Raw genomic sequence first — 9,585 nt, forward strand, 5'->3', positions numbered from 1 at the left:
GAGGCGGCATCCTGCCGCCTCCGTGTAACGGGAGACAGCGGAGATACCATGGCATATTCCACCTTTTCACAACATAAAAATGATCAGTTACTTGAGCCGATGTTTTTTGGTCAGTCGGTAAACGTTGCCCGCTTTGACCAGCAGAAATACGATATTTTTGAGAAGCTTATCGAAAAGCAGCTGTCTTTTTTCTGGCGCCCGGAAGAAGTCGACGTTTCTCGCGACCGTATCGATTTCCAGGCACTGCCGGAGCATGAAAAACATATTTTCCTTAGCAACCTGAAATACCAGACCCTGCTCGACTCTATTCAGGGACGCAGCCCAAACGTGGCGTTGCTGCCGCTGATTTCCATCCCCGAGCTGGAAACCTGGGTTGAAACCTGGGCGTTCTCCGAGACCATTCATTCGCGCTCTTATACCCATATCATTCGAAATATCGTTAACGATCCATCGCTGGTGTTTGACGATATCGTGACCAACGAAGAGATCCTCAAGCGCGCCAAGGATATTTCCGGCTATTACGACCAGCTTATCGAGATGACCAGCTATTATCACCTGCTGGGCGTGGGCAGCCATCAGGTCAACGGACAGCAGGTCACGGTTAATCTTCGCGAGCTGAAGAAGAAGCTTTACCTGTGCCTGATGAGCGTCAATGCGCTTGAAGCGATCCGCTTTTACGTCAGCTTCGCCTGCTCATTCGCTTTCGCCGAGCGTGAACTGATGGAAGGTAACGCCAAAATCATCAAGCTTATCGCCCGCGATGAAGCCCTGCACCTGACCGGTACCCAGCATATGATCAATCTGCTGCGCTCAGGGGAAGATGATCCGGAAATGGCGGAAATTGCCCGGGAATGCCAACAGCAAAGCTATGATCTGTTCCTGCTGGCCGCCGAGCAGGAAAAAGACTGGGCCGGCTATCTGTTCCGCGATGGGTCGATGATTGGCCTGAACAAAGACATCCTGTGCCAGTATATTGAATATATAACCAATATCCGTATGCAGGCGGTAGGACTGGAGTTGCCGTTCGCCACCCGTTCCAACCCGATTCCGTGGATTAATTCCTGGCTGGTATCGGATAATGTTCAGGTGGCGCCACAGGAAGTCGAAGTCAGCTCCTATCTGGTCGGCCAGATTGACTCTGAAGTGAACGCCGACGATCTCAGCGACTTCCAGCTGTAACCATCATGACGACCGCCACTGTCCTGCTGCGCCAGACCGGCAAGCAACTCTGTTGTGACCAGGCCCATGCCTCGTTGCTGGACTTACTGGAGGCCCATCAGGTTGCGGTTGAATTCCAGTGCCGTTCCGGCTACTGCGGCGCCTGCCGCATGGGCCTGCTGCGAGGCCAGGTCAGCTATCAGCAGCCACCGCTGGCATTTATCAAGCGGGGCGATATTCTGCCTTGCTGCTGCCTGCCGACGGAAGATATCGAGTTGGATGTTTGATTTGAGCCGATGCGGTTCAAAACCTGCCGTTTTCTGATGCCATAGCGCCATCGGCCGCAACGCGGTGGCCGACGTTGAGCCGCCAGGCTGATGGCAGGTCGGTGGGCTGTGGCGTCAGGGGAATAATAGCGATCGCAGGCCTGCCCTTCGGCAGGCCTGGCGTCATTTAATCGCCAAGCGTTGCGGTCAGCCGCAGCCAGCCATGACCTTCATAGACCGGCCAGCCATTCAGCCAGCGGCGCAGCAGATTCAAGGCCATCAGTGAAACCACTTCCTGACGGGTTTTAAGCCCGTGACGGCCGATATTAACGGCAAAAGTGACCTGGTAAGCATAGCGCTGATCCGGCGTATGCAGGGCGACACTGATGCTGTCATCATTCAGTTCACCGACAACCAGCGCCAGGTCGGCATGATGCCGGCCGGCGAGTTGGTCGGCGGTATCGGCCAATTGGCGCAGCCCCTGCTGCTGGTCGGCAGAAGGTGCTGCACTGCTGACCAGCCATTCCCCGCCCGCGACCGGCATGCCGGCATTGCGGCACTGCCAGGTGAGCAGACCGGCGGTGAACTGCTCGCTGATAGCCAGCCGCAGACCGCTGCTGGCCAGGCGCCGGCCGAGCTGGGTAGGCAGGTCGTCGGTGCCTTCGAATATCGCGCTTTCACCGGCGACCGCCCGCACGCGCTGCCAGGCTTCTTCCATCGCCTCGCGCTCATGGGCGGGCCCGGTCAGCTTTAGCTCGATAATCGGCATTGACGAACGATACCCCAGCACGACCTCTTCGGGTAGCGGCAAATCATCCAGCAGGCTCGCCAGCTCGCTTTCAGCACGACCAAAGGTGGTCAGCCGCAGGCAAAGCGGTGGTTCCGGCAAGTCAAAGCGCTCACGCAGCCGCGGCATGATCTGCTGCTCTACCATCACTTTGAATTCCGCGGGTACGCCAGGGGTAAAAAACAGCGTGCAGCGATTCAGCTTGAGGGCAAAACCGCAGGCGGTGCCGATCGGGTTGTCGATCATTTCGGCGCTGGCCGGAATTTCCGCCTGCTTGCGATTACTCGGGGCCATGGTTCGGCCGCGCTCGGCAAAAAAGGCTTCAATCTTCGCCAGCCACTCAGGCTGGATAACCAGCTCTTCGCCGGCGGCGGTTGCCGCTGCCAGGGCGCTGAGATCATCACTGGTCGGCCCCAGACCGCCGTTAACGATCAGGATATCCGCCCGCAGGCTGCGTTCTGTCATGGCGGCGACCAGGGCGGACAAATTATCACCCACCGTCATGCGTGCACTCATCGGCAGACCTTGCTCGAAAAGGTAGTTCGCCAGCCAGGCCGCATTGGTATCGACGATTTGCCCATGCAGTACTTCATCGCCAGTGCACAGCATTTCAACCCTAAGCATTTTAATCTCCTGTGACATTAATAGCGCCACTTTAGAAAGGTCGGTAAATAAACACAATCTTTCTTTGGGTAATAACGTGAAATTGCTATCGGCGTCGGGCCGACTCAGCGGAGGCGAAGGGTTTGCCTAACCCAGTCGCGCACCTGACCACGGGCGATTTTGATACCGCCATTGCCTAATCCTGCCGGCATGGGTAGCCAGTTAACCGGACGCTGCCAGGCCGCCAACTGGGGAGTCAGCCAGGCGGCCAAGTGTTCCACCGGCGCATCGCTGTCCACTACCGCCACCGGCCGCTGGCCGAATTCATCATCATCCACCGGCACAATAACGCATTGTCTGACCGCCGGATGAGCGGCGAGCAGGCGCTCGATATCCTCCGGCTGTACCGCTTCCGATCCGCAGAAAAACAGATTATCCAGCCGCCCAATGATCCGTAGCTGGCCGTTTTCCAACCGCCCGCGATCGCGGGTATGAAACCAGCCATCGTCACCGGTCAGCGGGCTCACACCGTCAGGCTGCCAGTAACCGGCCGCCATTCCGGCGCCACGCAGCCAGATTTCGCCAGCCACCAGTTTCAGATAGCGGCCGGGCAGCGGCAATCCGACGCCACCCTGGTCATTGGCCAGTTGGGCGCACACGGTAGAGGCGAACTCAGTCAGACCATAGCCGCACCAGCAGCGGATACCGCGTCCCTGCGCGTCAGCGGTCAGCGCCGGCGGGATTGTCGCCCCACCCAGTAGCACATCCTGCAACGCCTTCAGGCTGTCAGCGTTTTCATTAAGCAGGCGCCACAGTTGGGTAGGCACCAGCGAGGCGTGGGTACAGCCGGACAGCGCTGCTGACAGCGGTCGGGCGCTGATCCTCAGGCACGCGCCTGCCGCCAGCCACCGCCAGACGATCCCCTGCCCGGAAACATGGTAAAGCGGCAGCGATAGCAACCAGCGATGCTGGTCAGTGAAATCAAGCAGTTTATTGATGCCGACCGCGTTGGCCAGATGAGCCGCCGGGGTGTGGGCGGCGGCTTTAGGCAGACCGCTCGACCCGGAAGTCAGCGTCAGCGAGGCTATCCGCGCCGGGTTCCAGACCGCTGGCGAGGCGGCCTCTGCCGGTGCAGTGGCATTGGGCAACGATGCTCGGTGCAGGCCTGCTGGTGCGGTGGTATTCAGCAACGATGCCCGGCGCAGGCCTGCTGGTGCGGTGGTATTGGGCAACGATGCCCGGTGCAGGCCTGCCGGATTAATCGGTACGGGTAATAAAGCGGGCGGACTTGCCGGCGCCGTCGAGCCCGCAGAGGATGGCGCTAGGCCGGCCGACATAAACAGCGCTTCAGTCGGTAGCAGGTCGACGGGCGTTATGGCAGCCGGCCAGGCATCAGCCGGCTCGCTCCAGCCAAAGTCACATCCCAGTAGCGGCAATAACCGGCTGAGCAACGATGACGGCAAGCGAGGGTTAAGCGGGATGACGCGGGCGCCACACTGCAATCCTGCCAGGTAGCCTATCAGCAGTTGTGGTCCATTGTGACCACGCAACGCCAGCCCGCAGCCCTCAGCCAACCCCGCCTGGCGCAAGGCCTCTGCCTGTCGGTCAATCGCAATGGCTAATTGCCGCCAACTGACGGGCTGCTGGTCCAGGCACAGGGCGACCGTATCGGCAGTTCGCCCAGCCCAGCATTGCCACGGCCAGCTATCAAATGCGGTCATGACTCAACCACACCGATAAGGCTAAGATCCGCATAGTCCAGCAACGGCAGTGTGCTGGCGGGCCATGGGCGAACCACCTGGGCCTGCATCAGCGAAAGCGTATCCAGTCCAGGCGGCGCGTCAGGCGTCAGCTGTTGCGCCAGGCCGGACAGTTGTCCCAGTCCCAGGCTGGACTCGAGAGCTGAGCTCACTACCGCCAGCATGCCGGCCTGATGAACCCCGGCAATCCGCTGCTGACAATATGCCAGGCTGCCGGTTAACGTCGGTTTGATAATCACCGCCGCCACGCCGGGCAACGCCTCAAGGGTAAAGCCCGGCTCCCTGCTGCTTTCGTCCCAGGCGATAGGAATGCCGCTCTGGGCGGCAAATGCCAGGGATTGGGTTGGCAGGCCGCAAGGCTCCTCGATAAAATCGATCCGGTCTATCACCGCCGGGTTGAGCCAGCGCAGGAAACTGGCCGCTTTGTCCGGGGTCCAGGCCCGGTTGGCATCCAGCCGCAAATGCAGGTCGTCCAGGGCTTCAAGCAGCGTATTGACCAGCAGGCTATCGCGAATGGGTTCATACAGACCCACTTTGATCTTGGCGATTTTACGCCCGGGTAAGCAGGACAGCTGGTCGAACAGTAGATCCGGATCGCCGGTACACAGCGGCACAGACTGCCAGCATGAGGACATCGGCATTCGGCCGTCGCTTTCTGCCAGGGCACAACTCAGACCAAAAGCCACTGACGGCGGAACGCCGTCAAAAGACATCTCATTGCCGCCGGCCCACTGCGTTAGCCATAAGCGGGCAATCGACTCGGCCTGGTCAATGCTTTCCAGGCTAAAGCCAGGCAGCGGGGCGATTTCACCCTCCCCGGTCCGGTCATCCTGTTCCAGGTGAACCACCAAGCCGATACGGGATTTCAGCCGCTGATTGCGCAACACTACACCGGCATCCATCGGCACCTGATAGCGATACAACCGCGCCCGGCGCATCAGGGATTCCGCGGAAATTTACTGAAGTCGGGCTGCCGTTTTTCTACGAAGGCATTACGCCCTTCCTGGCCCTCTTCGGTCATATAGAACAGCATGGTGGCATTACCCGCCAGCTCCTGAAGACCAGCCTGACCGTCACAGTCCGCGTTTAATGCGGCTTTGAGGCAGCGCAGCGCCATCGGACTGTTTTGCAGCATTTCACGACACCAGCGCACCGTCTCTTTTTCCAGGCTTGCCAGCGGCACCACGGTATTGACCAGCCCCATCTCCAGCGCTTCGCGGGCATCATATTGCCGGCAGAGAAACCAGATCTCCCGGGCTTTTTTCTGGCCAACGATGCGCGCCATATAGGCAGCGCCCCAGCCGCCGTCGAACGATCCGACACGCGGACCGGTCTGGCCGAATATCGCATTGTCCGCCGCCAGGGTCAGGTCGCACATCATATGCAGTACATGGCCGCCGCCGATGGCAAAGCCGGCCACCATCGCCACCACCGGTTTCGGACAGGTGCGGATCTGGCGCTGGAAATCCAGCACGTTCAGATGATGGGTGCCGCCGTCATCTTTATAGCCGCCGTAGTCGCCACGCACCTTCTGATCACCGCCGGAGCAGAACGCCTTATCGCCGGCACCGGTCAGTATGATAACGCCGACCCCTTCATCATAGCGAGCATCGGCCAGGGCCTGAATCATCTCTTTCACCGTCTGGGGCCGGAAAGCATTGCGCACCTCAGGGCGGTTAATAGTGATTCTAGCGATGCCGTCATCGGACTTATGGTAGCGGATATCGGCAAAATCAGCAGAGCAATCACGCCAGTGGATAGGGGCATACCAGTGTTCTTCGCTGGGTTTAAGCATTATACGTTCCTTAAAAACGGTAAAAGCCGGGAATGAAGTTGACCGGCAAAAGCGGAAGGATTGGCCCGATGGGCATTGTGTCCGGCCTCGGGTATCAGAAATAGAGGCAAACCGGCCTGTTGCGCCAGACGGCGGAATTTGCCATCCAGAGCGCCGCAAAGATAGCCGAAGCGGCACTCCAGCTGTTTCAGCGCCGGCAATAAATCGGGCTGCAGCCCCAGGGAAGTGGCACGCAGCATCGACGCTACGCCACTACCGCGGTTAGTGCCGCGATCGGTCTGCAAACCTTGTCGGTCCTTTTCAGTCAAGGTGCTGAATACCGGCTGTCGATACCAGTCCGCCAACACCTGTTCCATGGACTGCCGCTCAAAACGCTCAGCCCAGGTTCGATCGTTCTCAAGACGCTGTGTCCGCTCGCTGGCATTATCCAGGCCAGGGTGGGCACCTTCGACGAACAACCCAGCCAGGCCGGATGGGCGAGCACCGCTACACGCATGATAAAGGGCGATACGCCCGCCCAGGGAATAGCCGATCACAATATAGCGGGTTATCCCCTGTAATTGCAGGGTAGCGGTCAGGCCCAGATTGACCTGGGCAAAATCGACCGGCAGTTGAGCGGTCCGGCCATGACCGGGCAGATCCAGGATAATATTGGGCCAGTCTGCGAAATACGGCATGACTGCGGCCCAATCGCCGCCGTTGCCCAGGAGGCCATGCAGCCATACCAGCCAGGGACGGCGGTCCCGGGCGGGAGTAATCATATCGGCGGCCCAGGGCTTCATGCCGACGGCATCCCGGCGATTAACTGACGATAGGCATCGGCGCCTTCCCGCGAACCGGTCCGCAGCTCGATGACCGTAGCGCCCGCACCGGCGGGTTGCTGCCAGGCCTGTTCCAGGGCCTGCTCTACCGCCATAGCACTTTCCGGCCGCCGGTAACTGAGGCCGAACAGGGCTGCGGCATGTTCGAATTCAACCTGCTGCCCCATCACATACAGTTGTTCACGTACGGCGGGTGGCGTCGGCAGCAGTGAAAATATCTGGCCGCCATTATTATTAATAATCAACACCACCGTCGGCGCCTGACACTGCCTGAACAGGGCCAGCGCGTTGAGGTCATACAGCGCCGATAAATCGCCGATGATGACCAGTAGCGGTTCCAGCCCACCGCGCAATACACCGGCGGCAGTGGACAGCAGACCGTCGATGCCGCTGGCGCCTCGATTGGCAAACACCGGATACCCGGCCGGCAGTTGCCCCAGGGCATCCACCAGTCTGATAAGCAGGCTATTGCCGATAAACAGACGCCCTGCTGCCGGCAGCAGCCGGTTGAGATGATGGGCCAGCCAGATTTCGCCCGCCTCAACGTCAGGGGTCAGGTGTATGCGCTGCCGGGCAACGGCAACCAGCCTTTGCAGTCCCGTCGCCCAGCCAGCGACAGGCCGCGAGTCAACGCCGGCCGCCGCATCGGCGATGTTCGCGCCTGCAACCACAGGGGGCATGTACGCACTGGCAGCCTGACGCCGGGCGACAGGCGCGGCTAGCCCTGGCGGATGTCTATCAAGCCAGGGCAGCACCGACGCGATGATTCGGCGGCCACGATGATGGGCAGGGTCGCGCCGGCCGGGCAGCGAATCAATTAGCCAGTATTCAGCAACCCGACAATGGGCCTGCCAATTGAGCAGGCGTTTACTGATAAGGCCGCTGCCGAACTGAACCACCAGTTCAGCCTGGGCCAGAATGGCTATCGCTTCGGGGTGGCTGAGCCAAAGATCGGCATAAGGCAACGGCTGTCCGGTATGCGACTGCAGGTCGGACAGCAGCGGCCACCCTAGCGCTGCGGCCCAGGCCGCCACGTTTGGCCCTTCCTCTGGTGTAAGACGCCCGGCAATGACGATACCTTTGCGATGTCGCCATCGATGCCAGTTCCCCTGGGGGGTAATCCCCGCCGCGTGGCTCATCGTTAGCCAGGGCTGCAGACCTTGCCACCAGTCACCCAGCTCGGCGGACCAGGGATCATCGGTCAGCACCACATCGTCATAAAGCGGCTCTGCAAAAGGACAATTGATATGCACCGCCCCAACTTGCCCACCGCCGAGGATTTCATCCAGAGTTGAAGCAAGCCAGCTGGCCGGTATAGCCAGGGTCGGCCGAGGCAGCGACAGCTGGCGGCCGGGAAAATCGCCGAATAGCCCAGTCTGGCGAATTGCTTGGTTGGCGCCGCAATCGATAAGCTCAGGTGGCCGGTCAGCGGTCAGCATAATAAGGGGTTCGCCGGTTAAGCTGGCTTCTATTACCGCCGGCAAAAGATTGGCCGCGGCGGTACCGGAAGTGACGATTACCGCCACCGGCTGTTTCAGCGTTTTGGCAAGACCCAAAGCCAGATGACCCAAACCACGCTCATCAAAATGGGTATGGCAATAAAGCTGGGGATGCGCGGCAGCGGCCAGGGTTAATGGGGTAGAACGCGACCCCGGCGCAATACAACAGTGGCGAACGCCATGGCGGGTAAGGCATTCCAAAAGCAGCGTTGCCCAGCAGCGATTTGATGAAATAGAAGACATGACAGGACAAGCGATTATAATGAGTTATCAATGATCACAGTGTAATGAATTATTGATATCAAGTTTTGATTTAAACAGTTTTTCCGTGTTTTTTTCAGTAATTTTTTTTCAGTAACCGTTACGCTCGGTTCAATCCCGGCCGGCGCTAACGCCCGCCGGGGAAAGAGGTCAGGTCAGCGACGCGCCAGCAGCAAGCCTAAGACCAGCCCGACCGACGCACCGATACCGACGCCATGCCAGGGATTTTCCTGGATATAGTCGTCAGCGCGGTAAACTACTTCTTTAGCCCGGTAATAATAGTTATCTGATGCATGGCTGATGCGGTTTTTAACCTCATCCAGAGCCAGTTCGGCTCGGGTTTTCAACTCCAGATATTTCTGATCGGCTTTATCCCCGGAATAAGCCAGCACTTCTTCCAGCGTATCAGACAGCAACTGCACATCATCATCGACATGTGCGACATCGTCATCAACACGTTGCTGAGTAGACTTGATAGGTTCGTTTGGTAATACCATCATTATTCTCCGTGTTTTGTAAATGACCCACGCAATAACTATAGTCAAGCAATTCAGCCATGATGCAAAAAAAACCGGCTTTTTAAGCAACGGCGGATTTACCGCTTTAGGGAAGACCTGACCCAGGGTGCCAGAGTA

Annotated in this window: 9 protein-coding genes; 2 read left to right on the plus strand and 7 right to left on the minus strand. The window is 59.1% G+C overall.

The genetic code is table 11. The features are described 5' to 3' along the window. Nucleotides 1–48 precede the first annotated feature (48 nt). Nucleotides 49–1,179 (plus strand): class Ia ribonucleoside-diphosphate reductase subunit beta, encoded by a 1,131-nt coding sequence (gene nrdB, locus EDC52_RS03130; RefSeq protein WP_131863861.1) that lies wholly within the window; start codon nucleotides 49–51, stop codon nucleotides 1,177–1,179. A 5-nt stretch (nucleotides 1,180–1,184) separates the two neighbouring features. Next, complete coding sequence (yfaE, locus tag EDC52_RS03135; protein WP_131863862.1) at nucleotides 1,185–1,445, plus strand: class I ribonucleotide reductase maintenance protein YfaE; 261 nt, start codon at nucleotides 1,185–1,187, stop codon at nucleotides 1,443–1,445. Between the two features lie 166 nt (nucleotides 1,446–1,611). Here yfaE and EDC52_RS03140 read toward each other — a convergent pair whose 3' ends face one another. From EDC52_RS03140 to elaB, 7 genes are all read right to left on the minus strand, one after another. Beyond that, nucleotides 1,612–2,835: a nicotinamide mononucleotide deamidase-related protein YfaY gene (locus tag EDC52_RS03140; RefSeq protein ID WP_131863863.1), complete on the minus strand. Its 1,224-nt coding sequence runs from the start codon at nucleotides 2,833–2,835 to the stop codon at nucleotides 1,612–1,614. 104 nt (nucleotides 2,836–2,939) lie between these two features. Further along, a complete protein-coding gene (gene menE / locus EDC52_RS03145) occupies nucleotides 2,940–4,535 on the minus strand; it encodes an o-succinylbenzoate--CoA ligase (protein ID WP_131863864.1) in 1,596 nt (531 codons plus the stop codon). Further along, nucleotides 4,532–5,512, minus strand: coding sequence for an o-succinylbenzoate synthase (menC, locus tag EDC52_RS03150; RefSeq protein WP_131863865.1), 981 nt, complete (start codon nucleotides 5,510–5,512; stop codon nucleotides 4,532–4,534). The genes menE and menC overlap by 4 nt, the downstream gene beginning before the upstream one ends. Continuing rightward, nucleotides 5,512–6,369, minus strand: a complete 858-nt coding sequence (gene menB / locus EDC52_RS03155) for a 1,4-dihydroxy-2-naphthoyl-CoA synthase (RefSeq protein WP_131863866.1) — start codon at nucleotides 6,367–6,369, stop codon at nucleotides 5,512–5,514. Before menB ends, menC begins: the two co-directional genes overlap by 1 nt. Continuing rightward, entirely contained in the window at nucleotides 6,369–7,151 is a 783-nt protein-coding gene (gene menH / locus EDC52_RS03160) for a 2-succinyl-6-hydroxy-2,4-cyclohexadiene-1-carboxylate synthase (protein ID WP_230467932.1), read from the minus strand. Before menH ends, menB begins: the two co-directional genes overlap by 1 nt. Further along, nucleotides 7,148–8,932: a 2-succinyl-5-enolpyruvyl-6-hydroxy-3-cyclohexene-1-carboxylic-acid synthase gene (gene menD / locus EDC52_RS03165; RefSeq protein ID WP_131863867.1), complete on the minus strand. Its 1,785-nt coding sequence runs from the start codon at nucleotides 8,930–8,932 to the stop codon at nucleotides 7,148–7,150. Before menD ends, menH begins: the two co-directional genes overlap by 4 nt. A 173-nt stretch (nucleotides 8,933–9,105) precedes the next feature. Beyond that, nucleotides 9,106–9,447 carry a stress response protein ElaB gene (gene elaB / locus EDC52_RS03170; protein WP_131864092.1) on the minus strand — a complete coding sequence of 114 codons (342 nt, stop codon included), beginning with the start codon at nucleotides 9,445–9,447 and terminating at the stop codon, nucleotides 9,106–9,108. Nucleotides 9,448–9,585: the final 138 nt, after the last annotated feature.

This window comes from Biostraticola tofi (genome assembly GCF_004343195.1).
GTDB lineage: Bacteria > Pseudomonadota > Gammaproteobacteria > Enterobacterales > Enterobacteriaceae > Biostraticola > Biostraticola tofi.